This is a genomic window from Methylobacterium sp. 285MFTsu5.1 (assembly GCF_000383455.1).
Lineage (GTDB): Bacteria > Pseudomonadota > Alphaproteobacteria > Rhizobiales > Beijerinckiaceae > Methylobacterium.
Genome location: NZ_KB911272.1, coordinates 346460 through 369442, shown reverse-complemented (window position 1 = coordinate 369442; position 22983 = coordinate 346460). Strand labels below are relative to the sequence as shown.

At 71.2% G+C, this 22983-nt stretch carries 24 protein-coding genes and 1 tRNA gene; 15 read left to right on the top strand and 10 right to left on the bottom strand.

The genetic code is table 11. The features are described 5' to 3' along the window. Positions 1-49: 49 nt before the first annotated feature. A tRNA-Pro gene (locus tag H288_RS0108605) sits at positions 50-127 on the bottom strand. Between the two features lie 139 nt (positions 128-266). On the opposite strand from H288_RS0108605, the gene H288_RS0108595 reads away from it, so the two are divergent. The 9 genes from H288_RS0108595 to H288_RS0108555 all read left to right on the top strand — a co-directional run bounded on the left by H288_RS0108595 (position 267) and on the right by H288_RS0108555 (position 10710). Then, positions 267-1544 carry a glycosyltransferase family 1 protein gene (locus H288_RS0108595; RefSeq protein WP_020092180.1) on the top strand — a complete coding sequence of 426 codons (1278 nt, stop codon included), beginning with the start codon at positions 267-269 and terminating at the stop codon, positions 1542-1544. 166 nt (positions 1545-1710) lie between these two features. Beyond that, on the top strand, positions 1711-2031 hold the full coding sequence (locus tag H288_RS0108590) for a rhodanese-like domain-containing protein (protein WP_020092179.1): 321 nt from the start codon (positions 1711-1713) through the stop codon (positions 2029-2031). 145 nt (positions 2032-2176) lie between these two features. Further along, positions 2177-3331 (top strand): efflux RND transporter periplasmic adaptor subunit, encoded by a 1155-nt coding sequence (locus tag H288_RS0108585; RefSeq protein ID WP_026604779.1) that lies wholly within the window; start codon positions 2177-2179, stop codon positions 3329-3331. Between the two features lie 107 nt (positions 3332-3438). Further along, a complete protein-coding gene (locus H288_RS0108580; protein WP_020092177.1) occupies positions 3439-6636 on the top strand; it encodes a multidrug efflux RND transporter permease subunit in 3198 nt (1065 codons plus the stop codon). Between the two features lie 109 nt (positions 6637-6745). After that, the gene (locus tag H288_RS0108575; RefSeq protein WP_020092176.1) at positions 6746-7261 is read left to right on the top strand and encodes a hypothetical protein; all 516 of its coding nucleotides are present in this window, start codon (positions 6746-6748) and stop codon (positions 7259-7261) included. A gap of 74 nt (positions 7262-7335) precedes the next feature. Then, positions 7336-8115, top strand: a complete 780-nt coding sequence (locus H288_RS0108570; protein ID WP_020092175.1) for a lysophospholipid acyltransferase family protein — start codon at positions 7336-7338, stop codon at positions 8113-8115. A gap of 132 nt (positions 8116-8247) precedes the next feature. After that, the gene (locus tag H288_RS0108565) at positions 8248-8694 is read left to right on the top strand and encodes a hypothetical protein (protein ID WP_012319408.1); all 447 of its coding nucleotides are present in this window, start codon (positions 8248-8250) and stop codon (positions 8692-8694) included. Between the two features lie 136 nt (positions 8695-8830). Then, on the top strand, positions 8831-9937 hold the full coding sequence (locus H288_RS0108560; protein WP_020092174.1) for a DUF2125 domain-containing protein: 1107 nt from the start codon (positions 8831-8833) through the stop codon (positions 9935-9937). Between the two features lie 113 nt (positions 9938-10050). Further along, positions 10051-10710: a phosphoribosylanthranilate isomerase gene (locus tag H288_RS0108555; protein ID WP_020092173.1), complete on the top strand. Its 660-nt coding sequence runs from the start codon at positions 10051-10053 to the stop codon at positions 10708-10710. 10 nt (positions 10711-10720) lie between these two features. On the opposite strand, the gene H288_RS0108550 is transcribed toward H288_RS0108555, so the two are convergent. The 4 genes from H288_RS0108550 to rpsA all read right to left on the bottom strand — a co-directional run bounded on the left by H288_RS0108550 (position 10721) and on the right by rpsA (position 14487). Continuing rightward, positions 10721-11089 carry a LapA family protein gene (locus H288_RS0108550; RefSeq protein ID WP_026604778.1) on the bottom strand — a complete coding sequence of 123 codons (369 nt, stop codon included), beginning with the start codon at positions 11087-11089 and terminating at the stop codon, positions 10721-10723. 18 nt (positions 11090-11107) lie between these two features. Beyond that, entirely contained in the window at positions 11108-11419 is a 312-nt protein-coding gene (locus H288_RS0108545) for an integration host factor subunit beta (protein WP_012319412.1), read from the bottom strand. Positions 11420-11469: 50 nt separating this feature from the next. After that, complete coding sequence (gene sppA, locus H288_RS0108540; protein ID WP_020092171.1) at positions 11470-12432, bottom strand: signal peptide peptidase SppA; 963 nt, start codon at positions 12430-12432, stop codon at positions 11470-11472. A gap of 342 nt (positions 12433-12774) precedes the next feature. Continuing rightward, positions 12775-14487, bottom strand: a complete 1713-nt coding sequence (gene rpsA, locus H288_RS0108535; RefSeq protein WP_010683172.1) for a 30S ribosomal protein S1 — start codon at positions 14485-14487, stop codon at positions 12775-12777. Between the two features lie 543 nt (positions 14488-15030). Here rpsA and H288_RS0108530 point away from each other — a divergent pair. After that, positions 15031-15798 carry a Crp/Fnr family transcriptional regulator gene (locus H288_RS0108530; RefSeq protein WP_020092170.1) on the top strand — a complete coding sequence of 256 codons (768 nt, stop codon included), beginning with the start codon at positions 15031-15033 and terminating at the stop codon, positions 15796-15798. A gap of 34 nt (positions 15799-15832) precedes the next feature. Here the strand turns inward: H288_RS0108530 and H288_RS0108525 are convergent, their stop codons facing one another. Beyond that, on the bottom strand, positions 15833-16681 hold the full coding sequence (locus H288_RS0108525) for a transglutaminase family protein (protein WP_020092169.1): 849 nt from the start codon (positions 16679-16681) through the stop codon (positions 15833-15835). Positions 16682-17032: 351 nt separating this feature from the next. Here H288_RS0108525 and serA point away from each other — a divergent pair, with 351 nt between their 5' ends. Together serA and H288_RS0108515 are read left to right on the top strand one after the other, a co-directional pair. Beyond that, the gene (gene serA, locus H288_RS0108520; protein WP_020092168.1) at positions 17033-18283 is read left to right on the top strand and encodes a phosphoglycerate dehydrogenase; all 1251 of its coding nucleotides are present in this window, start codon (positions 17033-17035) and stop codon (positions 18281-18283) included. Between the two features lie 154 nt (positions 18284-18437). Further along, on the top strand, positions 18438-18917 hold the full coding sequence (locus tag H288_RS0108515; RefSeq protein WP_026604777.1) for a hypothetical protein: 480 nt from the start codon (positions 18438-18440) through the stop codon (positions 18915-18917). A gap of 3 nt (positions 18918-18920) precedes the next feature. Here H288_RS0108515 and H288_RS35600 read toward each other — a convergent pair whose 3' ends face one another. Beyond that, entirely contained in the window at positions 18921-19073 is a 153-nt protein-coding gene (locus H288_RS35600) for a hypothetical protein (RefSeq protein WP_020092166.1), read from the bottom strand. A 305-nt stretch (positions 19074-19378) separates the two neighbouring features. Between H288_RS35600 and H288_RS0108505 the strand changes: the two genes are divergently transcribed. Then, positions 19379-19594, top strand: coding sequence for a hypothetical protein (locus H288_RS0108505; RefSeq protein ID WP_020092165.1), 216 nt, complete (start codon positions 19379-19381; stop codon positions 19592-19594). 322 nt (positions 19595-19916) lie between these two features. Here the strand turns inward: H288_RS0108505 and H288_RS0108500 are convergent, their stop codons facing one another. The 3 genes from H288_RS0108500 to H288_RS0108490 all read right to left on the bottom strand — a co-directional run bounded on the left by H288_RS0108500 (position 19917) and on the right by H288_RS0108490 (position 21923). Continuing rightward, entirely contained in the window at positions 19917-20249 is a 333-nt protein-coding gene (locus H288_RS0108500) for a hypothetical protein (protein WP_020092164.1), read from the bottom strand. Positions 20250-20594: 345 nt separating this feature from the next. Continuing rightward, a complete protein-coding gene (locus tag H288_RS0108495; RefSeq protein ID WP_020092163.1) occupies positions 20595-21173 on the bottom strand; it encodes an NAD(P)H-dependent oxidoreductase in 579 nt (192 codons plus the stop codon). Between the two features lie 72 nt (positions 21174-21245). Further along, entirely contained in the window at positions 21246-21923 is a 678-nt protein-coding gene (locus tag H288_RS0108490; RefSeq protein WP_020092162.1) for a hypothetical protein, read from the bottom strand. Between the two features lie 476 nt (positions 21924-22399). Between H288_RS0108490 and H288_RS0108485 the strand changes: the two genes are divergently transcribed. Next, complete coding sequence (locus H288_RS0108485) at positions 22400-22582, top strand: hypothetical protein (RefSeq protein ID WP_012319429.1); 183 nt, start codon at positions 22400-22402, stop codon at positions 22580-22582. Between the two features lie 69 nt (positions 22583-22651). Beyond that, positions 22652-22969 carry a hypothetical protein gene (locus tag H288_RS0108480; protein WP_026604776.1) on the top strand — a complete coding sequence of 106 codons (318 nt, stop codon included), beginning with the start codon at positions 22652-22654 and terminating at the stop codon, positions 22967-22969. Positions 22970-22983 lie beyond the last annotated feature (14 nt).

Sequence of the window (22983 nt, the reverse complement as noted above, 5' to 3'; positions counted from 1 at the left end):
CGGCCGGCCGGTTGTTCGTGGAAAAAGCCTTTCAGCAGAAAGGCTTTAATGGTCGGAGTGGCGGGATTCGAACCCACGACCCCTAGTCCCCCAGACTAGTGCGCTAACCGGGCTGCGCTACACTCCGACGCCGCTAGGGCTCGCGGCTCTTAGCCTCCGCGCCGCGCCCGCGCAAGCCCTTCGGCGCGCGGGCCGCGCGGATGTGCTGGCTCTCGCGGGTCAGGCCCGCTACGGGGAGGCCTCGCCCCCGCGATTGCCAGAGGATCATGACGGACCGACCGATCGCCTTCGATCTCACGCGCCTCGTCACGCGGCTGCGCCACGCGAGCCCGTCGGGCATCGACCGCGTCGACCTCGCCTACGCGCGCGCCTATCTCGGCCGGGCGGAGACGGGCGTCGGCGTCGTCTCCACGGCGTTCGGACCGCGCATCCTCGACCGCGCGCAGGCGCTGGAGATCGTCGAGGCCGTGGCGGCCGGCTGGGTCGAGGACCGGGACGCCGCGTCGGACCCGGTCTACCGGCGGCTCGCGTCCCGCTGCGGCGATCCCGCCGCGCCGGCGCCCGGCGCCGCACCGCAGGCCGGGTCCGCCGACCGGCGGCGGATCCAGGCGCGCAAGACCGTCGACATCGCGCTGCGCGGCCGGTCGGTCGCGATCCTGCCCCGGGACGCGCTCTACCTGCACACCTCGCACCTGCGCCTCGACGACCCGCGGCGGTTCGACTGGCTCTATACCCGGCGGGACGTCCGGGCGGCGTTCTTCGTCCACGACCTCATCCCGATCACCCACCCGGAATACGGCCGGTCCGGTGAGGCCGACCGGCACCGGGCGCGCCTGCGCACGATCGGGCGGCACGCCTCCGCCATCCTGGTGAATTCGGAGGATACCGGCCGGCGCACCCTCGCGCATCTCGCCGCCGAGGGGTTCGGGCGGCCGCCGGTGGCCGTGGGCCATCTCGGGGTCGAGCCCGCCTTCGGCCACGCCGGGCCCCGGTTCACCCCCGACCGGCCGACCTTCCTGGTCTGCGGCACCATCGAGTCGCGCAAGAACCACCTGCTGCTGTTCCAGATCTGGCGGCTCCTGGCCGAGCGCCACGGGGCGGCGGCACCCCGGCTCGTCGTGGTCGGGCGCCGGGGCTGGGAGGCGGAGAGCGCCATCGACATGCTGGAGCGCTGCCCCGGCGTGCGCGCCCACGTCATCGAGGCCTCGGGATTGTCGACCCACGGTCTGGCGGCACTGATGCGCAGCTGCACCGCCCTGCTGATGCCGTCCTTCACCGAGGGCTACGGCATCCCCGTCGTCGAGGCCGCGGCCTCGGGGCTGCCGGTAATCGCCTCTGACATCGCCGTCCACCGCGAGATCGCCGACGGCTTCGCGCTGTTCCGCGATCCCCTGGACGGTCCGGGCTGGATCGAGGCGATCGAGGCGCTCGCGCGGCCCGACGGGTCGCTCCGCGCCGAACTAGCCGGCCGTCTGACCGGGTACCGGCCGCCGGACTGGCCCGCGCATTTCGCGGCCGTGGCGCCGACCCTCGCGGCGCTCTGACGGCGACCGCCGATCCGCGCCGGACCCAGACGCCTGCCCGCCGGCCGACGGTCGCGGCCCGCGACCGCGGGACGACGACGCACGTTGCGCCGCCGGAGTCTGACGAATAAGGAAAAGCGTCAGTCAGCCAGCCTGGCCGAGAGCGGGCGGAACGGAGATCCTGCCGATGCGGGTGGTCGACCTCGATCGCGAGACGGTCAAGCAAGGGCTCGATGACGGCTCGATGCTGCTCATCGACGTCCGTGAATCGCACGAGTACGAGGCCGGGCACATCCCCGGCGCCGTCTCGCACCCGCTCTCCGGCTTCGACCCGCAGGCGGTCGCGGCCCTCGTCGCCGAGGACGGCCGGCGGGCGGTGTTCTCGTGCGCCTCGGGCGTCCGCTCGGTTCACGCGCTCATGGCGGCGCAGAATGCCGGGCTCGACCTCGCCGAACACTACAAGGGCGGTTTCAAGGACTGGTACAGCGCGGGCGAAACTGTCGCCTAATCTGCCGTTTCAATCCGGCTCGCGGGACCGTGATGTGCGTTCGCGCACAAGCAACACCGTCGACCGCGGGTTACGGCGCACCCGCGGCGGAACAATCGTCAAGCTCGGCGCGACCGGACGGTCGGCCAACGGACAGCAGGACCCGATGCGCAGCCGGCTTCCCAGCCTACTCACCGTCTTGTCTGGCCTGATCGCGGCTCTCGCGGCAGGCCCCCTCGCGACTTCGGCCCGCGCGCAGGCGCCGGGCGGCCCGCCGCCCAAGGTCACCGTGGCCAAGCCCGTGGTGCGCCAGATCGTCGAGCAGGATCAGTATACCGGCCGCTTCGACGCGATCGATTACGTCGAGGTCCGCGCCCGCGTCACCGGCTACCTCGAGAAGATCAACTTCGTCGACGGCCAGACGGTGAAGAAGGGCGACGTCCTGTTCGTGATCGACCGGCGCCCCTACAAGGCGGCGCTGGAGCAGGCCCAGGCGGCCCTGGCCTCCGCCAAGGCGCGCCAGTCCTTCTCGCAGACGGACCTGGAGCGCGCGCAGACCCTGTCCCGCAGCGGCAACATCTCCGAGCAGGTCACCGACCAGCGCCGGCAGGCCTCGCAGACCGCCCAGGCCGACGTCGACAGCGCCCAGGCCGCCCTCAACAACGCCCAGCTGAACTACGACTTCAGCGAGGTGAAGGCGCCGATCAACGGCCGTATCAGCCGCCGCCTGGTGACCGAGGGCAACATCGTCAGCGCCGACCAGACCATGCTGACGACGATCGTGTCCCTCGACCCGATCTATTTCAGCTACACGGTCGATGAGAAGTCGTTCCTCAAGTACCAGAACAGCCTCGGCATCGGCATGGGCCAGACCCAGCAGGGTAAGGGCGTGCCGATCCTGATCGCCCTGTCCGGCGAGGCGAAGCCCACCCGCAAGGGCACGCTCGACTTCGTCGACAACCGCGTCGACAACGCCACCGGCACGATCCTGCTGCGCGCGACCGTCCCGAACCCCGACCTGTTCATCAAGCCCGGCCTGTTCGGCATCGTCTCGATGCCGGCGACCAAGCCGTTCCAGGGCATCCTGCTGCCCGACGACGCCGTGGCGGCCAATCAGGACAAGCGGATCGTCTACATCGTCGGGCCCGAGAACGTGATCCAGCAGAAGGACGTCGTGCTGGGACCGAAGGTCGACGGCTACCGGGTGATCCAGTCAGGGCTGAAGGGCGACGAGACCGTGGTGGTCAACGGGCTGTCTCGTGTCCGTCCGGGCGCGAAGGTCACCCCCGAGACGATCGAATTGCCCCCGAGCAAGACCTGAGCCCGCGCGGCTCGACACGAACGCCTTCGTGCGCGCCGCGCGGCGCGCCCCGCACCGACGACGCAGGGCCCCGTCCGGGAGACCGGCGGGCCTCAGAGGTTTGACCGATGCGTTTCGCCCATTTCTTCGTCGACAGACCGATCTTCGCGTCCGTCACGTCGATCGTGTTCCTGATCCTCGGCTTCGTGGCCTACGAGAGCCTGCCGGTCTCGCAGTACCCCGAGATCGTGCCGCCGACCGTGACGGTGCGCGCCTCCTACCCGGGCGCCAACGCCGAGACCGTGGCCGCCACGATCGCGACGCCGATCGAGCAGGAGGTCAACGGCGTCGACAACATGCTCTACATGACGTCGTTGTCGACCAACGACGGCAACATGCTGCTGACCGTGACCTTCAAGGTCGGCACCAACCTCGATATCGCGAACGTGCTGGTGCAGAACCGGCTCTCGGTGGCGCAGCCGCGCCTGCCGCCGGACGTGCGCAACCTCGGCGTCACGGTCCGCAAGGCCTCGCCCGACCTGATGCTGGTCGTGCACCTGCTCTCGCCGAACAAGACCTATGACCAGAATTACCTCGCCAACTACATCTACCTGAACATCCGCGACGAGCTGCTGCGCCTCGACGGCGTCGGCGACATCACCATCTTCGGCGGTAACGAGTACGCCGAGCGCGTCTGGGTCGACCCGAACAAGCTCGCCGCCTACGGCCTCTCGGTCACCGACGTCACGACGGCCCTGCAGGAGCAGAACGTGCAGGTGGCCGCCGGCCAGCTGAACGGTCCGCCGGCCGCCAAGGGCGAGGCGTTCCAGCTCGTCGTGCAGTCGCAGGCGCGGTTCAAGACGCCCGAGCAGTTCGCCGAGGTGATCATCAAGGCGCAGGACGGGCGCCTCGTCCGGGTCAAGGACATCGCCCGCGTCGAGATGGGCCAGAAGGACTACACGACCAACTCGTTCCTCAACGACACGCCCGCGGTCGGCATCGGCGCCTTCCAGCGGCCGGGCACCAACGCGCTCGACGCGGCGGCGTCGGTCAAGAAGGTGATGGAGGAGGTCAAGAAGAACTTCCCGCCGGACGTCGAGTACCGCATCGCCTACAACCCGACGGAGTTCATCGAGGAATCGATCCACGAGGTCTACAAGACCCTGTTCGAGGCGGTCGGCCTCGTGGTCATCGTGGTCCTGGTGTTCCTCCAGAGCTGGCGGACCGCCCTGATCCCGGTCATCGCGATCCCGGTCTCGCTGATCGGCACCTTCGCGGCGATGGCCGCCTTCGGCTTCTCGCTGAACAACCTGACCCTGTTCGGGCTGGTGCTCGCGATCGGCATCGTGGTCGACGACGCGATCGTGGTGGTGGAGAACGTCGAGCGCAACATGGCCGAGGGCCTGTCGCCGGGCGACGCCGCCCACAAGACCATGGACGAGGTCGGCGGCGCGGTCATCGCCATCGCGCTGGTGCTCGCCGCGGTGTTCGTGCCGACGGCGTTCATCCCGGGCATCTCGGGCCAGTTCTACAAGCAGTTCGCGCTCACCATCGCGGCCTCGACCCTGATCTCGGCCTTCAACTCGCTGACCCTGTCGCCGGCGCTCTGCAAGCTGCTGCTGGTGCCCCACCACGCCCGCAAGGAGCCGAAGTTCTTCCTGACCCGGTTCGTGAACTGGCTGGCGAACGGCTTCAACCGCGGCTTCGACGCCACGTCGAACGCCTACGGCCGAACGATCCGGGTGCTCACCGGCGGGATCGTGGGCTTGGGCGTGATGCTGCTGGTCTACGCCGCGGTGATCGCTGGCACGCTCCACCTCGCGCAGACGACCCCCACGGGCTTCATCCCGGACCAGGACCAGGGCTACCTGATCGGCGTCGTCCAGCTCCCGTCCGGCTCCTCCCTCGACCGCACCACGGAGGTGTGCCTGCGCGCCGCCAAGCAGGCCCGGACGGTCGACGGCGTGGCCAACGCGGTGATCATCGCGGGCTTCGACGGCGCGACCTTCACCAACACGACCAATGCCGGCGTGATGTTCCTGACCCTCAAGGGGGCGAAGGAGCGCGCGGAAGTGGGTCGGAGCGCGGCCGTCATCACCGGCGACGTGCTGAAGGCCACCTCGGACATCCAAGAGGCGCGGGTCATCGTCATCCCGCCCCCGCCCGTCCGCGGTCTCGGCAACGGCGGCGGCTTCAAGATGCAGATCGAGAGCCGCCAATCCTCGGATATCGGCCCGCTCATGGCCGCCGCCGGCGAGGTGATCGCCCAGGCGAACCAGAGCGCGGACGTGCAGCGCGTGTTCACGACTTTCGACAACTCGACGCCGCAGCTCTTCCTCGACATCGACCGCACCATCGCGCGGATGCTGAACGTGCCGCTGGCCAACGTGTTCTCGTCGGTCCAGGCGGATCTCGGCGGCACCTACGTCAACGATTTCAACACCCTGGGCCGCATCTACCAGGTGCGCCTGCAGGGCGACGCGGCGTTCCGCACGTCGGTGCAGGACATCTCGCAGATCAAGGTGCGCTCCTCCACCGGCGCCCTGGTGCCGATGGGCACCCTCGCTTCGGTGCGGGACGTGACCGGTCCGCAGATCGTGCAGCGGTTCAACCTGTACTACTCGGTCCCGGTGCAGGGCGTGGCCAAGCCCGGCGTCTCCACCGGACAGGCGCTCACCGCCATGGAGGAGATCGCCAAGAAGGCGCTGCCCGACGGCTACTCGTACGACTGGACCGAGATCGCCTACCAGCAGAAGGCGGCGAGCGGCACGGCCGGCGCGGTCTTCGCCCTCGGCGTGCTGCTGGTCTTCCTCGTGCTCGCCGCGCAGTACGAATCCTGGGCGCTGCCGCTCGCGATCCTGCTGGTGGTGCCGACCGGCGTGCTCGCCGCGCTCGCGGGCGTGCAGTTCCGGGGGCAAGACAACAACATCCTGACCCAGATCGGCCTGATCGTGCTCATCGGCCTCGCGGCGAAGAACGCGATCCTGATCGTCGAGTTCGCGCACGACATCGAGCAGCGGGAGCATCGCGGCCCGGTCGAGGCGGCGGTCGAGGCCTGCCGTCTCCGCCTGCGCCCGATCCTGATGACCGCCTTCGCGTTCATCCTCGGCACCCTTCCGCTGGTCGTGGCGACCGGCCCCGGCGCCGAGATGCGCCAGGCGCTCGGCACCGCGGTGTTCTTCGGGATGATCGGCGCGACCTTCTTCGGCCTGTTCCTGACCCCGGTCTTCTACGTGGTGATCCGCCACTTCTCGATCTGGCTGGGCCGGTTCCGGAAGAAGCACACGCACGGCGATCCCGGCGGCGCGGCCCCGGCCCACGGCTGACGGCATACGCCCCCCGGGCCGCGGAACGATGGAAGCCGCGCCGGATCCGCGAGGATCGGGCGCGGCTTCCGCGCGACGGGCGGGGGCACCCGGTGTAGAGGCTCGCGGCATGCACGCCCTCGGTCGCCTGATTCTAGGGGCCTTCGCCCTCCTGCTCGCTGTCCCCACGGGTCTCGCGGTCCTGGTCCTGGCGCTGCTCGTCGACCCGGCCGCGCAGGCCTGGCTGTCCGGCGGGGCGCTCGCCGGACTCGACATGGCCCTGCCGGACCTCTCGGCCGGGCTGCCGCCGGAGGGGCTCGCCCTGCTCCTCGCCGGCCTCGCCAAGGCGCTGTTCGCGCTGCTGTTCGTACCCCCGGCCGTGATCGGCTTCGGCGGTGAGATCCTCGGGCGCCGCGGCCTGCTGTGGTACGGCGCCGGCTGCGGGCTGCTCACCGCCGCCCTCCCCTGGCTGACGCGCGGCGCGCTCCGGTCCGGCGGCGCCCGCGACGCCGCCCTCCTCGCGGGCGAGGCGCGCCTGACGCTGATCCTGTTCGCGGTCGGTGCCAGCGCCGGCCTGGTCTACTGGCTGGTCGCCGGGCGCGGCGCGGGGCTCGTCCGGGACGGGCATCGCCCCGAGGGGACCTGACGCCGCCCGGCACGTCGCCCTTGGCCGCGGACACGCGGGCGCGCTACAGGGGAGCCGCCACGACACGGTTCCCGATGCTCGCCCTCCGCTCTCTCGCCTTCAACATCTGCTTCTACGCCGTCACGACGGTCCTGGCCTTCGCCGGCCTGCCCATGCTGGTCTCCGGCCGGTCGGTGCTGCGGCTCGCCCGCGCCTGGGGGCGGATCACCCTGTGGCTCCTGCGGGTCGTCGCGGGAACGCGGGTCGAGTTCCGCGGGCTGGAGAACATCCCGGCCGGCCCCCTGCTGGTGGCCGCCAAGCACCAGTCGGCCCTGGAGACGCTGGCCCTCTGCACGGTGCTGCCGAACTTCGCCTACATCCTGAAGAAGGAGCTGCTGCTTATCCCGCTGATCGGCTGGTACCTGTCGCGCAGCGGCATGGTGGCGATCGACCGGTCGAAGGGCAGCCGGGCCATGAGCCTGATGAACGCCGCCGCCGGCGCGGCGATCCGGGACGGCCGCCAGCTCATCATCTTCCCCGAGGGCACCCGGCGTCCGGTCGGGGCGCCGCCCGCCTACAAGCAGGGGCTCTCGCACCTCTACACCGCCCTGAACGTGCCTTGCCTGCCCGTGGCGCTGAACACCGGCCTGTTCTGGTCGCGCAACAGCCTCGTGCGCCGGCCGGGCCGGGCGGTGATCGAGTTCCTGCCGCCCATCCCGCCGGGCCTGCCCCGCCAGGAGTTCCAGGCGCTGGCCCAGGAGCGGCTCGAGACGGCCTCGAACGCCCTCGTCGAGGGCGGCCTCCAGGGCCTCGCAGCCGAGGGGCACGCCGTGCCGGCCGACGAGGCGCCGGCCGCCGCAGACGCCCGACGCTGAGCCGTTCGCGAGCGCGGTTTTCCGCGTCGGACCGGCGCCCGGCGGCTTGTGGATAACGGGCATCGTCGCCACATCTCGCTCTAGGAACGTCGCCCTTGACGCCTGTGGATATCGCGCGTTAGGTTAGAACAAATGGCGAACAGAAGAGCCCTGTCCTGGTCGGCCGCGCTCCGCGACCTGAAGGACGATCGCACCCGGAGGCAGGATGTGCGTGAAGAACGCCTCAAGACGACCGCGGGTCTGCGCGGCTCCCCCGCGCTCCCGCTCTCGGCCTGGCGCGGCCGCTCCGGCCGGCGCTACGTGGTCGGTGTCCACCCGGCCGGCGGCTTCGACCTCGACGAGATGGCGCAGGCCGTGGTGATCGCCGTCCGCCGGGACAACGCCGGCATCGCCGAGATGGTCTCGGTGGCGAGTTCCAGCGAGAGCCCGCGCGACCACCTGCGCCGGACCTGGCTCGACCGTGTCCGCCGCCGGGGCGCCACCGAGATGCACGTCCACCGCCTCGCCGAGAACGAGGCCGAGCGGACGGCGATCGTCGAGGATCTGCAGGTCGACACCGTCGAGCCGGCGCAGGTCTGACCGGGAACGCGCCGCGCGCGGACGGATCGCGTCCGCGGCGGTCGACCCGTGGCGGTGCTGCCCCAGTTTCGCCCCTTGCGTGGCCACAAGCCGGGGTCACGATGTCCCCGCGGGGACGGGTCGGGGAGCGGAACGCATGGTGCAGGATCGGACGCGGCCGGAGGGTGCCGCTGAGACAGCTCCGGTACGGGGCGCGCGGCGATCCCGGCGGGGGCTGTTCCTGCCCTACATCCTGCTCGCACTCGTGGTCGTGGGCTGGTCGGCCGGCTGGCTGTGGATGCGGGAGCGCGCGGCCAGCGAGATCGACGGCTGGATCGCCCGCGAGGCGACCGCCGGACGCACCTGGACCTGCGCGGACCGATCCCTCGGCGGCTACCCGTTCCGCCTGGAACTGCGCTGCAGCGCCGTGACCCTCGAGCGCGCCGACGGGCGCTTCCGGCTCGGCCCGAGCACAGCGGTGGCGCAGATCTACCAGCCCCGCCTGGTCGTCTTCGAGAGCGCGGGCCCCTTCCACGTCGAGCAGGGCCCGCTGACCGGCGACGCGTCCTGGACCGCGCTCCAGGGCAGCTTCCACGGCGCCGCGGGGGGCTTCAGCCGCGCGTCCCTGGTCGTCGACAAGCCCGACATCACCGTGACGGGCGCCGAGCCCGGCCCGATCGCGGTCTCGGGGCGGCACCTCGAGCTGCATGCCCGGCCGAGCCCGGGCCGCTTCGACTCCGACGGCGCCGTGGATGTCAGCCTGCGCCTGAACCAGGCGGCGGTTCCGCAGCTCGACGCGGTAACCGGAACGCAGGATCCGGCCGACCTCGCCCTGGACGCGACCCTGACGCAGGCGACCGTGCTGCGCACCGGGACGGTGGCGCGCGAGCTGGAGCGCTGGCGTCAGGCCGGCGGTGCCCTGGACCTGACGGCCCTGTCGCTCGCCAAGGGCCCGCAGCGCGTCCAGGCGAAGGGCAGCCTCGCCCTCGACGCCGCCCACCGGCCCGCCGGGCAGATCGACCTGCGGGCGGCCGGCGTCGACGCGCTGGTCGGCAGCATCGTCGGCCAGCGCTTCGGCTCGGACCGGGGCGCGCTGGTGGGCCAGCTGGTCGGCGGGCTCCTGGGGCTGGCCCAGCGCCCCGGCCCCGACGCGCCGGCCGACGGGACGCCGCTGAAGGCGCTCCCGCCGCTGCGGCTCGTCGACGGCAAGCTCGTCTTCAGCGGCTTCCCGATCCCGAACGTCTACGTGCCGGCCCTGTACTAGGCGAGCGGCCCTGCCGGCCGGCACTGCCGGGTGGGCGGTGCGGGCGCGACCGGTATGACCGCTCGGCGCGCCGCGGGCCTGCTCGTCGGTGCGGGATCGGCTATAGGAGACCGATGGCCTCCTCCCCGCCCCCGACCCGCGTGAAGATCTGCGGGCTCAGCACCGAAGCGACCCTGACCGCCGCTCTGGAGGCCGGGGCGGACTGGATCGGCCTCGTGCACTTCCCCCGCAGTCCCCGGCACGTGGCGCTGGCGGGGGCCGCCGCGCTGTCCGCTCTGGCCCGCGGCCGGGCCGAGCGGGTCATCCTGCTCGTCGATCCGGACGACGCGCTTCTCGCCGCGTCCGTCGAGGCGGTGGATCCGGATCTCGTCCAGCTCCACGGCCGGGAGAGCCCGGAGCGCGTCGCGGCGATCCGTGCCCGGACCGGGCGGCCGGTGATGAAGGCGCTCGGCATCGCGACGTCGGCGGATCTCGCGGCCCTGCCGGCCTACGCGGCGGTCGCCGACCGGATCCTGCTGGACGCCAAGGCGCCGCCGGACGCCGCCCTGCCGGGCGGCAACGGCCGGCGCTTCGATTGGGAGATCCTGCGCGGCGCCGCGCTCCCGCCCGGGACCATGCTGTCGGGCGGACTGGATGCCGGAAACGTGGCCGACGCCCTCGCCCGCACGGGGATCGGCGCCGTCGACGTCTCGTCGGGTGTCGAGACGGCGCCCGGGGTGAAGGATCCGGCGAAGATCGCGGCCTTCGTGGCGGCCGCGCGCGGCCGGCGCTGAGGGGGCCGCCTCAGCGCGGGGCCGGCAGGGCCGTCCGGCCGGTATTCGGGACCGTGTAGACGCCCGAGGTCTCGGTCTCCGGCGCGTAGGCCCGCAGGCGGGTCGCCTCGCGCTCGTGCCGGACGGCCTCGCGGCGGTGATAGCGCGCCCGCGCGCGGGTCTTGCCCTGGCCGAGCCACGTGAAGATGCCGCCCACCACGATGCCCAGGGCCACCGCGCCGAACAGGATCGCGTAGAGCGGGAGATCGACGCTGAAGACCGGCGCGTCCACGTTGAACGGATCGAAGGAGAGCCGCACCGGCGCGCGATTGGCCACCGCCAGGAGGATCACCAGGGCGGCGATCGGCAGCAGCACGAGGCTCTTCAGGAAACGGATCATCGCGCTCACAGGTCCTTCCTACTCGGCGGCCGAGGCATTCTCGCCGATCCCGGCGGCGTTCAGGCGCTGGCGCATCTCCTTGCCGGTCTTGAACACGGGGATCGCCTTCTCGGACACGGCAACGGCGGCACCCGTGCGCGGGTTGCGTCCCCGGCGCGCCTCCCGGCGCTTGACCGAGAAAGCGCCGAAGCCGCGCAGCTCGACCCGGTCGCCGCGGGCCAGCGCGTCGGAAATGGTGTCGAGGATCGCGTTGACCAGGATCTCCACGTCGCGCTGGTAGAGATGCGGGTTCTGCTCGGCGATCTTGAGGACGAGCTCCGACTTGATCATGGCGTGGGATCTTCTCGCGGGATCGGGGCGGGCTGCGCGGCGGCGGTCGTTCAGGGTTCCGGGCGCCAGAGGGCGAGCATCCCGCCTCGGGCGGCCTCGGCCTCGGCGCCGACGGATCGCAGCCGCGCCGCCAGGCCTTCCAGGCCGAGGAGGTCGGCGCCGATCCCGGCGGCCGACCACAGGGAGAACCGGCTCTCCGAGGCAGGCTTCCAGTCCTTGATCGGCAGGTTCGTCTGGACGCCGCGGGCGCTCTCCAGCCACGCCACCGCCTGCCGCTCGCCGCCGAGCTCGTCGACGAGCTTCAGCGGCACGCTCTGGCGCCCGCTGAACACCCGTCCGTCCGAGACGGTGCTGAGCTGGGCCGGATCCATGCCGCGGCGCTCCGCGACGAGGCCCTTGAACCACGCGTAGGTGTCGCCCACCACGGAGGCCAGCGCGGCGCGCGCCTCCGGCGAGGTCGGGGTGAAGCCCGAGGGCTCGGCCTTGAGCGGCGACGACTTCACCGACTCGACCTTGACGCCGACCTTGTCCAGCAGACCCGAGAAGTCGGGGTACTGGAACAGCACGCCGATCGAGCCGACCAGGCTGGTCTCGCGCGCGACGATGTGATCGGCCGCGATCGCGGTGATGTAGGCGCCGGACGCGGCGGTGCCGTCCACGAAGGCCACGATCGGCTTCTTGGCGGCGAGCGCCCGGAGGTTGCGGAAGATCTCCTCCGAGCCCGTAGTCGTGCCGCCCGGCGAGTTGATCGAGACGATCACGCCCTTCACGGCGTCCGAATCGCCGACCCGCTTCATCAGCTTGGCGGTGGCCTCGCTCCCGGCGATGAAGCCCGAGACGGAGATGCGGGCGATCTGGGGCTGCACCGCGAAGGCGCCGTCCGCGCCCGTCCGCACCCGGTACCCGAGGGCCCCGACCGCCACGATGAGGCCGCCGACGCCGAGCACGCGCCAGAGGGACAACCTGCGGCGCAGGCGCCGCCGGTCAATCAGCAGTTCGGCATCGGCTGCCATGCTGTCGCTTCCCCTAAAGCACCCCGACCGGCCCCTCGACGGGGTGCGGGAGGCGTACCCCCGCGCCGGGCAAGTCCTTGGTTTCCTTCGGCTCGCCCGGCCCGAGCCGAGCGAGGCCGGTGTTCTAGAGCATTTTCCGCGGGCCTGGATACGGGGCGCGCGAAGAAAATGACGGGGCCGCCCGTCGCTGTCGCGTCGGGCGGCACGACCGGACCGGCCGCGCGCTCCTGGCAACCTTGGATTGCCGGCGCCCAAAGAAAAACCCGCCCGGGACCGGGGTCCCGCGCGGGTCTCAACCGTCGGCTCCGCCGCCCGGACAGGCCGGGCGGCGGAGCCAGTGTCTCACTCGTCGTCGGAGCGCTTCTTGTTGAAGGCGGCGCCGAGGATGTCGCCGAGGGAGGCACCCGAATCGGCAGAGCCGAACTGGGCCATGGCCTCCTTCTCCTCGGCGACCTCGAGGGCCTTGATCGAGACCTGCACGCGGCGGGCCTTCCGGTCGAACTGGACGACGCGGGCGTCGAACTTCTCGCCGGTGGCGAAGCGCTCGGGGCGCTGGTCGCCGCGGTCGCGGGCGAGTTCGGCCCGGCGGATGAAGGTCTGCATGTCGGTGTCGACGATCTTCACCTCGACGCCGGCATCCTTCACCTCGACCACCTCACAGGTGACGATCTGACCCTTCTTGATCTCGCCGGCCTCGGCGAAGGGGTCACCGCCGAGCTGCTTCACGCCCAGCGAGATCCGCTCCTTCTCGACGTCGACGTCGAGAACCTGGGCGCGGACCATGTCGCCCTTCTTGAACTCCTCGATGACCTGCTCGCCGGGACGGTTCCAGTCGAGATCCGACAGGTGGACCATGCCGTCGACGTCGCCCTCGAGGCCGATGAACAGGCCGAACTCGGTCTTGTTCTTGACCTCGCCCTCGACCTCGGAACCGACCGGGTGCTTCTCGGCGAAGGCCTCCCAGGGGTTCTGCAGGGTCTGCTTGAGGCCCAGCGAGATCCGGCGCTTGACCGGATCGACCTCCAGGATCTGAACCTCGACCTCCTGGGAGGTGGAGACGATCTTGCCCGGATGGACGTTCTTCTTGGTCCAGCTCATCTCGGAGACGTGGATCAGGCCCTCGATCCCCGGCTCCAGCTCCACGAAGGCGCCGTAATCGGTGATGTTGGTCACGCGGCCCTTGAGCTTGGCGCCCTCCGGGTAGCGGGCGGCGATGCCCTCCCACGGATCGGCGAGCAGCTGCTTGATGCCGAGCGAGATGCGGTGCGTCTCGTGGTTGATCTTGATGATCTTGACCTTCACGGTCTGGCCGATCGTGACCACCTCGGACGGGTGGTTCACGCGGCGCCACGCCATGTCGGTGACGTGCAGCAGGCCGTCGATCCCGCCGAGGTCGACGAACGCGCCGTACTCGGTGATGTTCTTGACGACGCCGTCGATGACCTGACCTTCCTCGAGGTTGGCCACCAGCTCGGAGCGCTGCTCGGCGCGGCTCTCCTCGAGGACGGTCCGGCGCGACACGACGATGTTGCCGCGGCGGCGATCCATCTTGAGGATCTGGAACGGCTGCGGGGTGCCCAGCAGCGGGGTGACGTCGCGGACCGGGCGGATGTCGACCTGCGAGCGCGGCAGGAACGCCACGGCGCCGTCGAGGTCGACCGTGTAGCCGCCCTTGACCTGGTTGAAGATCGTGCCGGTGACGCGGTCGTTGTTCTCGAACGACTTCTCAAGCTTGACCCAGCTCTCCTCGCGGCGCGCCTTGTCGCGCGAGATGACGGCCTCGCCGAGCGCGTTCTCGATCCGGTCGACGTAGACCTCGACCTCGTCGCCGACCTTCAGCTCGCCCTCGCGGCCGGGACCGGTGAATTCCTTGAGCGCGACACGGCCTTCCGTCTTGGCGCCGATGTCGATGACGGCCACGTCCTTCTCGATCGCGACGACGCGACCCTTGACGACGGAGCCTTCGGTGATCTCGTGTTCGAGGAAGCTCTCCTCGAGGAGGGCTGCGAAATCCTCGCGGCTCGGGCCACGCCCCAGAGCGGTACCTGCGGTCATTCTGTCTCCTGAACGGCCCCCGGCGGAGGCCCGTTGCGTCGGCGGCTCGCGTTGCAGGCGCCCCCGTTCGCCGCGGCCTTCCCGGAGTCTTTCGGGAGAGGCGACCGGTCCCGCGGGACCCGGTTTGCCGACGCGTCGATACGGATGACGAGGGCGGTCCGTCCGGCGGCCCGGCGGGCGCGCCAGAAGACGAGCGCGCGAGGGCGGATCCGGGAGGACGCGCGTCCCTTACAACATCGGCCTTGCGACTTCAACCGATTAGGGTTTTAGGCTCGCGGGGCGGAGGACGGTCCGCGGGGTCCGGGCGATATCGGTGGTCTTGCCGCCGGCCGCAGATCCGGCAAACTTGTCCGCCGTCGAACGTTTGCGGTCGCGCTTCCGCCGGCTGAGGGGGCAACCCCGCTCGACCGAGGTCCGCGCCGGTCGGCGATCCGGGGCGTAAGGGGGGGTGAAGCGTGGGTTGTCCTGATCTCGACTCTCGGTCTGCCCCCCGTCGGCGCAGCGGCACCGCGCGCTCCGCGCGATCCGGGGCCTGAGCCCCCGATGCCGAACGGGTACAACGCCCCGATGGAGATGCTGGCGCGCAAGCTCGACAGCATCGCGCGGCTCGCCGAGTCCGACCGCGCGGCGCTTCTCGATCTGCCGCACACGGTCCGGAACCTGCCGGCCCGCCACGACATCGTCCGGTTCGGTGACCGGCCGACCCACAGCTGCCTCGTCCTGCAGGGATGGGTCTACCGCTACGCCGCCCTCGCCGAGGGCGGGCGGCAGATCCTGTCGTTCTACATCGCTGGCGACCTGCCGGATCTGCAGAGCCTCCATCTGCACCGGATGGATCACAACCTCGCCACCCTGACGTCCTGCGTCGTGGCACTGATCGCGCACGACGACCTGCGCGCGGTCCTCCTGCGCAATCCGGGGCTCGCCGGCACGCTCTGGCGCGACAGCCTCATCGACGCCGCCCATTACCGCGAGCGGATCACCAGCCTCGGGCGGCGGCAGGCGCTGGGCCGCGTGGCCCACCTGTTCTGCGAGCTGTACCTGCGGCAGAAGGCGGTCGGGCTCGCGCGCGGCCTGAGCTGCCCCCTGGTGCCCAAGCAGTCCGAACTCGCCGACGCGCTCGGCCTGACCAGCGTCCACCTCAACCGAGTCCTGCGCACCCTGCGTGGACGCGGGCTCGTCACGCTGAGCGGCGGCATCCTGACCATCGAGGATTGGGACGCGCTGACGGAGGTTGCGGAGTTCGACCAGACGTTCCTGCACCTGGCGAACAACCCGGCGCCGGCCCGAGAGACCGCCGAGGCGATCTAGCGGGTGGGGCCGGGTGACGCGGCGGGCGCGCGCCTCAGGCGGCCCGGGCCAAGGTCTCCGGCGGCTCGACCACCGCGTCGGTGTGGACGTCGAACCGGACCAGATGGGCGGCACCGAAGCTCGTCGTCAGGGCGCAGTCGGTGGCGTCGCGGCCGCGGGCCATGACGATGCGGCCGATGCGGGGCCGGTTGTGGCGGGCGTCGAACGTGTACCAGCGCGGCCCCTCGGGCCCTTCGAGGAAGACCTCGAACCACGCGGAGAAGTCCATCGGCGCCGGGTCCTTTGGCACGCCGATATCGCCGAGGTATCCGGTGGCGTAGCGCGCCGGGATGTTCATGCACCGGCACAGGGTGATCGCCAGGTGCGCGAAGTCCCGGCACACGCCGACGCCCTGCGTGTAGCCGTCGAAGGCGGTGCGGGTCGCGTCGGCCTGCTGGTAGTCGAAGCGCAGGCGGGTATGGGCGAAGTCGACGATCGCCTGGACGCGGGCCCAGCCCTCCGGCGTGCCGCCGAACAGGGACCACGCGATGCTCGACAGCTTGTCGGTGTCGCAGTAGCGGGAGCCGAGCAGGTACGGCACGACGTCGTCCGGCAGGTCCTGGACGGCGATCTGCCGGGCGCCGGGGGCCTGATCGTCCGGCAGCCCGCTGTCGGCGATCGTGAAATCGGCCGCCATGGTGATCCGGCCGCCCGGCGCGACGATGCGCATGCAGACATTGCCGAAGGCGTCGACGTGCTGCGACGCCGCGACCGGCGGATCGAAGGCGATCACCTCCGGCGTCAGGAGGTCGCCCCGCCGCTCCGGGCGCACGTTGAGGAGCAGGTTCATCGGCGTGGGGCCGAATGTGTCGAAGGCGATCGAGAAGCCGGTGCGGATATGCATCGTCGGGGACCGTGAGGAAGGACGCCGGCCGACGGAGCGGCAGGCGGGTCGTTACAGTACAGGGCCCAATAAGCCGCGAGAGGAGGCCGAGTTCCGTCGGCGAGGTCAGTTCAGGACGGTTGGGGCTGCCCGAATATTTGGCAGGGTGACGCCTGCGGCAATCGTGCCGCGTCTGGGCCGGCCAGCATCCGGTGAGCCATGCGGCAGGCCGGGGGCGGGGCTGCGGTCAAGCGGGGCGGTCCGTCACCGCGCCATGTTGCAACGCACACGGCGCCCTCTTATCCCAGGCCGCTCGACTCCAGGGCCTGCCGGCACCGCCCGGCCCGGCCTGCTGCCAGACGATCGACGCCCATGACGCCCGACAAGCTTTCCCTGCCGAAGGACAAGATCCGCGTCCTGCTGCTCGAGGGCATCAACGACAGCGCCGTGGCGCTGATGCGGGCGGCCGGCTACACCAACCTGACCCGCCTGCCGAAGGCGCTGGACCGGGAGGCCCTGCACGAGGCGCTCCAGGGCGTGCACATGGTGGGCATCCGCTCGCGCACGCAGCTCGACGCGGCCGCCTTCGAGGCGGCGGACCGGCTCCTGGCCGTGGGCTGCTTCTCGGTCGGCACCAACCAGGTCGACCTAGACGCGGCGCGCCACCGGGGCATCCCGGTCTTCAACGCGCCCTTCTCCAACACCCGCTCGGTGGCGGAGCTGACGATCGGCGAGATCGTGATGCTGCTGCGCCGGATCGTTCCGCGCTCGGTGGGCGCCCACGCGGGCCGCTGGGACAAGTCGGCGGTGGGCTCGCTGGAGGTGCGCGGCAAGACGCTGGGCATCGTCGGCTACGGCAATATCGGCACGCAGCTCTCGACCCTGGCCGAGGCCATGGGCATGCGGGTGCTGTTCTACGACCACACCGACAAGCTGCGCCACGGCAACACCGAGCCGGTCGAGACGCTGCACGCCCTGCTGGCGCAGAGCGACGTCGTCTCGCTGCACGTGCCGGAGACCGACGCCACCGCCAACATGATCGGCGCCGCCGAGATCCGGGCGATGAAGCCCGGCGCCTTCCTGATCAACAACGCCCGGGGCACCGTGGTCGATCTCGAAGCGCTGGCCGCGGCCCTGCGCGACGGCCATCTCAAGGGCGCGGCCGTCGACGTCTTCCCGGTGGAGCCCGGCTCGAACGCCGAAACGTTCGTGAGCCCGCTCCAGCGCCTCGAGAACGTGATCCTCACCCCGCATATCGGCGGCTCCACCGAGGAGGCGCAGGAGCGGATCGGCTCCGAGGTGGCGCGCAAGCTCGTGGACTATTCCGATATCGGCTCGACGGTCGGCGCGGTGAACTTCCCGCAGGTGCAGCTCCCGGCCCGTCCGACCGGGACGCGGTTCATCCACGTCCAGCGCAACCTGCCCGGCATGCTCGGGCGGCTCAACGACGTGTTCTCCCGCGGCCACGTCAACATCGCCGCGCAGTTCTACCAGACCGACGGCGAGGTCGGTTACGTGGTGCTGGAGACCGACGCCACCGACGCGGATGCCGAGGCGCTGCTCACCGAGATCCGCGCCATCCCGGGCACGATCCGGGCCCGCCTCCTCTACGAGCGCCGCTGATCCCGAGGCGCGCGCGGGAATTTACGATGCGCGCGTGAACGCGGCGGGTCTTGCCGCGTTCGTCTTGCGCGGCCAAGCTGGCCGCTGTTCAAGTCAGGGACGGCACCATCGACGGCCTCGGCCGGTCGAGCGCCCGGCCGGCGGAGGAATTGCGGTGACGAAGCGTGTAGCGTGCGCATGGGCCGGCCTCGTGCTCGGCATCGTCGGGTCGGTCTCGGTCGTCTCCGGCGCGTCGGCGGATTGCCTGCGCCGGGTCTACAACCGGTCGAACCTCGTTCTGGTCGCCCGTCAGGACGGCGGCCCGCCCGCCACGCTGCTGCCCGGCCAGTCGCTCCCGGTGCGGCTGGCGCGGCCGGGCCAGATCGACATCACGGCCTATTGCGGTGCGCCGGGCGCGGGCGGGACCCCGGTCACCCAGCGGACCTTCGATTACGAGGCGGTGCTCGACCGCTGCTTCGTCCGGTTCGGGGGCGACCTGTTCGTGCCGCAGATCGGGCGCGGCTTCATCGGTCTCCAGGAGACGGCCCCGTTCACCGTCAACAACCCGCGCCAAGGCGACATCATCCTCGGGCCCGCGGCCGGCGCGTCTTGCCCGCTGCCGGCCGCTGCTCCCGTGCTGAGCCGCCGGGGTTGAGCGTCAGAGATAGTGCCGGAAGACGACGCCCGCGTCGTCGGTCGCGGCCGGTTGCGCGGGCGACACCGGCCCGATGAACGGGCTCGCGAGGCGCAGGGCCACGAGTCCGAGGGCTGCGAGCGCCGGGGCGAGCAGGCGGAACGGGCGAGCGAGCATGGACGCCTCCGTCGCGCCGCCGATCCCGCCCGCGTCGTGCGGACAGACTGGGTGCGCCTGTGAAGGATCGCACCTTACGGCCGAGCTGGACGTGCCGAAGCGCACATGGGTAACGTTAAGGTCGTGCCCGGATCGCGGGGCCGGCGGGGACGACGTGACGGTCGGGCGCTTGCGTCCATCACCTCGCTGGCAAGTCCGCCGATGCCCTCCTATGCTGCCCACATCGGGGGCTGCCTGGGATCGCGCTGCACGGGCCGCGGCGGCGCTTCCCGGGTAGAACCGACTGCGTGAACGAGGACGCGCGTATGCTGACCCAGACAGGCAACTCGATTCTCCGAGGCGATCTCGGCGTCGAGGAGACCACCGAGTCCGACAACATCGTCCGCTGGGACGGCGAGCGGCTCTACGTGGAGCAGGACGTCTACCACAACGGGCAACTGGTTCACCGCAAGTACCGCCGCACCGTCACCGAGCCCGTCGCTCACGCGCTCTGGGCGATCATCAATCGCGCCAAGCAGTGAGCTGGCAGTGAGCTGGCGGGCGCGTCGCGGACGCGCCCGCCCGATCCGGGCTTCCGCCAGCCCCGGCCGCGCCGGAGCGGAGCCTCGCGGACGTCTCCGGTGAGCCACGGCGAGTCGGGGACCGGATCTTCGAGCGGTGCGGCAGGAGACGCCGCCTGTATCGGTTGCGCGGCGGGACGTTCGGTCCCGGATTCCGGTCCCTGCGTTCCAGATCCCCGCTGTCCTCGACGATCCCGCGGCGGTGCGTCCCAGCCCGAGGCGCGGCCGCACCGACATCGCGCCCGCGCCGGGCGCTCCGGGCTCAGCCCGAGACCGCGCGCAGCTAGGCGGCGACGGCCGCCGTCGGTGCGACGAGGGTGAGATGGGCCGGCCGCAGCGCCTCGAGGCGGTCATGGGCGTTGTCGAACGCGGCCCGGATCGTCGTGCCCGCGTCCTCGACGGCGACCAGCACCGCCAGCTTCTGGGCGGTGGCCCGATCGGCGAGACCGCGCGCGGCCGAGACGAGCGACTGCTCCAGGCTCAGGAATTCCGTCTCGGCATCTTTCCCGGCCTCGCGCGCCACCGACGCGAGGCGGTCCAGTACGGCTTCCAGGGCGTGGCGCAGGACAAGCGTCCGCACGCGCTCCTGCAGGAGCGCCCTCTCGTCGATCTTCATCGGAATCGGTCCGGGTTCGGGAACACGGCCAAGCTCTCATACTTCGGGGCTGTGTGCAGCCACCTTTTTGCAACAGCGCAATACTGTCTCGCGACATGAGCGCTCCGCGGGTTCAACGTCTCGCGGGCCCGATCCGGCACAGTTGTTCTACAATCGTGTGCCGAGTATTTGGGCATTTCCAGAATCGAATGCGCCGTCTCGACAGATTCAGCGCACAGAAACGCCCGCGTGGAGGCCCGGTTCGCCGTCCGAATACCTCCGCTCCGGCAGGGGCGATGCTGGGGGCCGCACCGCTCGAGCCACCGTCCGACCCGGGCCCGCGGCGTCCGGAGGGCGCTCCGCGGGTCAGTACGGCGTGCCGCCCCGGCGCCGGTCCCGCAGGGCCTCGGCGTGCCACTCCAGCTCATCGAGGAAGCGGCCGGCCGCCGCCGCGAGCCAGGGCTCGGCGGGGACGCCCTGCGCGTCGATGACCTTGTGGAGTCGCGGGATCGGCAGAAGGGAGGGGATGCTGGACATGCCCATCTCGGCGAGCATGGCCCGCAGCGGCATCGCGGCCCGGACGCCGCCGAACTGGCCGGCCGAGTAGCAGCAGATGGCCGAGGGCCGCCAGAAATACTCCTCGAGGAAGTGATCGAGCGTGTTCGACAGTGCCGGCGGCACACCGTGGTTGTACTCCGCCGTGACGACCAGGAAGGCGTCGGCGCGGCGGAAGAGGTCGGCGCAGCGCTGCAGGGGCTCCGGCGCCGTCCCGGCCGGGTATTCCTTGTACATCCGGTCGAGGAGCGGGAGCGCCAGCTCGGCCGGATCGACCAGGGGGGCGGCGTGGCCGCGGGACTCCAGCTGCGCGATCAGGAAGCGCGCGGCGCGGATGCCGATGCGGTCGCTCCGAACGCTGCCGAGGATCACGGGGACGGTCAGGGCCATGGCGCTCTCCGGTTGCCCCGATCATGCCAGAGGCGGCCGCGCCGCTCCAGCCGCGGGCCGGGCCCGGGATCGTCAGGCCTTGGTGGTGCTGGTCAGCGCGGCCGCGATGCCGAGCGGTCCGCCGGCCGCGTAGGCGGTCACCGCCTTGGTCACCTGCTGCAGGAAGGATTGCAGGTCGCTGCCGCTGCCGGTCGCCGTCGCGGGATCGGCGGTCGCGGTGGCGGACGTGCTGGTGGACGTGCTGGTGGACGTGCTGGTGGACGTGCTCGCGGACGAGGCCGCGGATGAGGCCGCGGACGCGTCGGTCGCGGTGCCGGCCTGGGCCGCACCCTCGCTCTGCTCGGCATCCGACGCCGGCCGGTGGCCGTGATGGCCGCGATGGTGATGGACGGCGGACGCACCGCCCGCGGCCTGACCGGGCGCCGTACCGGTGGCGGTGCCGGTCGTCGACGTGTCGTCGGCGATGGCCGCGGCTTCCGCGGGCGCCGTGACGCCGTTCTGCAGCCCCATCTGGCTGAAGTCCGACTGCAGCTGGAGGAGCGACGCCATCAGGTCGTTCGACAGGGTCGGCGTCGAGGCCGTCCCGGTCGACGGGGCGGTGTCGTCCGCGGCCGCCTGCTTGCCGGTCTCCTGGTTCGCCGTCGCGGCGGTGCCGACATCGAGGCGGGCAACGTTCGCCGCCCGCGCCTGCCTGAGGGCGCTGACGAGATCCCGCTGGAGTGAACTGCCCGAAACCGTGTTGACCGACATGGTACGCCTCCGCGACCGCCCTCACGGTGGTCAGGCACGGGTCGTTCCAGAATTTTCCCAATGATCTCAGCGGCGGGTCCGGGCTCTCGGCCGGCAGGATCGGCCGAGCGGCAGAATCTGCCGGCCGCGCCGACCGACGGATACCGCATCGGCACGGATTCGGTCGGGTCGCGCGCGCCGGTCGTCGCGACGGCGCAGCTTCTCGGGCGGTGCCGCGGTCGCCGCCACGGAGATCCGAGCCCGTTCGCATCGTCTCGCGCGGAATCTCGAACAGCCGCGACGTGCCGCCGTCGTCGCGCGATTGTCCGAAGTAGAACAGTCGATCGATCGCTCTATCGCAGTCGCGATGAGCGGAGGTGCCTGTGTCGTTCTATTCGCGCGCCACGGCTCAGCTCTCGAGCGTGGCCGGAACAACTGCGCCCGGAACGATGAGTACCCTGTCGGGTTGGCTCCTTACTGGTCACCACGAGGTGCACATGACGACCAAGCCACCGCCCGTTCCGCCGGCCAACCGGTCCGACAAGGGCCCCGGCAGCGCCACCGAAGCGCCGCTCACGCAAGGGCGCGCCGGATCCCAGACCAAGGATCCGGACAAGGTGGGCCAGGCCGGAAACTCCAAGGTGAACACCACCAACCAGGGCTACCAGCAGGATCGCTGACCGCCCGATCCGCGCGGGCACCGCGAGCCGCCGTGCCCGAGACGTGTTGATCCGCATCGGAGAGAGATCATGGCGAATGCCAGTCGGCACAAAGTCGGTCCCGGCGCTCAGGGCAAGGGAACCGGATCCGGGGCCATGTCGGACTTGCCCGAAGGCGTGCTGCCGGAGAACATGGTGCTCAGCAACCGCGACAAGTCGCGGCACAGCGACGAGCGCGGGCTGGACAGCAAGAACGTCCAGACCGAGCAGTACCAGGACCACGCCGGCAACCGGCAGGTGGTTGCCGAGACGGACGCCGACACCGACGGCAACACGAGCGGCCTCGCGAACCCGAAGACGGACGAGTCCGGGGCGCAGAGCAGCCTCAAGGCCCAGCAACACTCGTAGGTCTCCGGCTCACG

Excerpts from the sequence above, each read along its gene's own strand:
- H288_RS0108595 (WP_020092180.1), top strand. The coding sequence starts at position 267 with ATGACGGACCGACCGATCGCCTTCGATCTCACGCGCCTCGTCACGCGG.
- H288_RS0108590 (WP_020092179.1), top strand. The coding sequence starts at position 1,711 with ATGCGGGTGGTCGACCTCGATCGCGAGACGGTCAAGCAAGGGCTCGAT.
- H288_RS0108585 (WP_026604779.1), top strand. The coding sequence starts at position 2,177 with ATGCGCAGCCGGCTTCCCAGCCTACTCACCGTCTTGTCTGGCCTGATC.
- H288_RS0108580 (WP_020092177.1), top strand. The coding sequence starts at position 3,439 with ATGCGTTTCGCCCATTTCTTCGTCGACAGACCGATCTTCGCGTCCGTC.
- H288_RS0108575 (WP_020092176.1), top strand. The coding sequence starts at position 6,746 with ATGCACGCCCTCGGTCGCCTGATTCTAGGGGCCTTCGCCCTCCTGCTC.
- H288_RS0108570 (WP_020092175.1), top strand. The coding sequence starts at position 7,336 with ATGCTCGCCCTCCGCTCTCTCGCCTTCAACATCTGCTTCTACGCCGTC.
- H288_RS0108565 (WP_012319408.1), top strand. The coding sequence starts at position 8,248 with ATGGCGAACAGAAGAGCCCTGTCCTGGTCGGCCGCGCTCCGCGACCTG.
- H288_RS0108560 (WP_020092174.1), top strand. The coding sequence starts at position 8,831 with ATGGTGCAGGATCGGACGCGGCCGGAGGGTGCCGCTGAGACAGCTCCG.
- H288_RS0108555 (WP_020092173.1), top strand. The coding sequence starts at position 10,051 with ATGGCCTCCTCCCCGCCCCCGACCCGCGTGAAGATCTGCGGGCTCAGC.
- H288_RS0108550 (WP_026604778.1), bottom strand. The coding sequence starts at position 11,089 with ATGATCCGTTTCCTGAAGAGCCTCGTGCTGCTGCCGATCGCCGCCCTG.
- H288_RS0108545 (WP_012319412.1), bottom strand. The coding sequence starts at position 11,419 with ATGATCAAGTCGGAGCTCGTCCTCAAGATCGCCGAGCAGAACCCGCAT.
- sppA (WP_020092171.1), bottom strand. The coding sequence starts at position 12,432 with ATGGCAGCCGATGCCGAACTGCTGATTGACCGGCGGCGCCTGCGCCGC.
- rpsA (WP_010683172.1), bottom strand. The coding sequence starts at position 14,487 with ATGACCGCAGGTACCGCTCTGGGGCGTGGCCCGAGCCGCGAGGATTTC.
- H288_RS0108530 (WP_020092170.1), top strand. The coding sequence starts at position 15,031 with ATGCCGAACGGGTACAACGCCCCGATGGAGATGCTGGCGCGCAAGCTC.
- H288_RS0108525 (WP_020092169.1), bottom strand. The coding sequence starts at position 16,681 with ATGCATATCCGCACCGGCTTCTCGATCGCCTTCGACACATTCGGCCCC.
- serA (WP_020092168.1), top strand. The coding sequence starts at position 17,033 with ATGACGCCCGACAAGCTTTCCCTGCCGAAGGACAAGATCCGCGTCCTG.
- H288_RS35600 (WP_020092166.1), bottom strand. The coding sequence starts at position 19,073 with ATGCTCGCTCGCCCGTTCCGCCTGCTCGCCCCGGCGCTCGCAGCCCTC.
- H288_RS0108505 (WP_020092165.1), top strand. The coding sequence starts at position 19,379 with ATGCTGACCCAGACAGGCAACTCGATTCTCCGAGGCGATCTCGGCGTC.
- H288_RS0108500 (WP_020092164.1), bottom strand. The coding sequence starts at position 20,249 with ATGAAGATCGACGAGAGGGCGCTCCTGCAGGAGCGCGTGCGGACGCTT.
- H288_RS0108495 (WP_020092163.1), bottom strand. The coding sequence starts at position 21,173 with ATGGCCCTGACCGTCCCCGTGATCCTCGGCAGCGTTCGGAGCGACCGC.
- H288_RS0108490 (WP_020092162.1), bottom strand. The coding sequence starts at position 21,923 with ATGTCGGTCAACACGGTTTCGGGCAGTTCACTCCAGCGGGATCTCGTC.
- H288_RS0108485 (WP_012319429.1), top strand. The coding sequence starts at position 22,400 with ATGACGACCAAGCCACCGCCCGTTCCGCCGGCCAACCGGTCCGACAAG.
- H288_RS0108480 (WP_026604776.1), top strand. The coding sequence starts at position 22,652 with ATGGCGAATGCCAGTCGGCACAAAGTCGGTCCCGGCGCTCAGGGCAAG.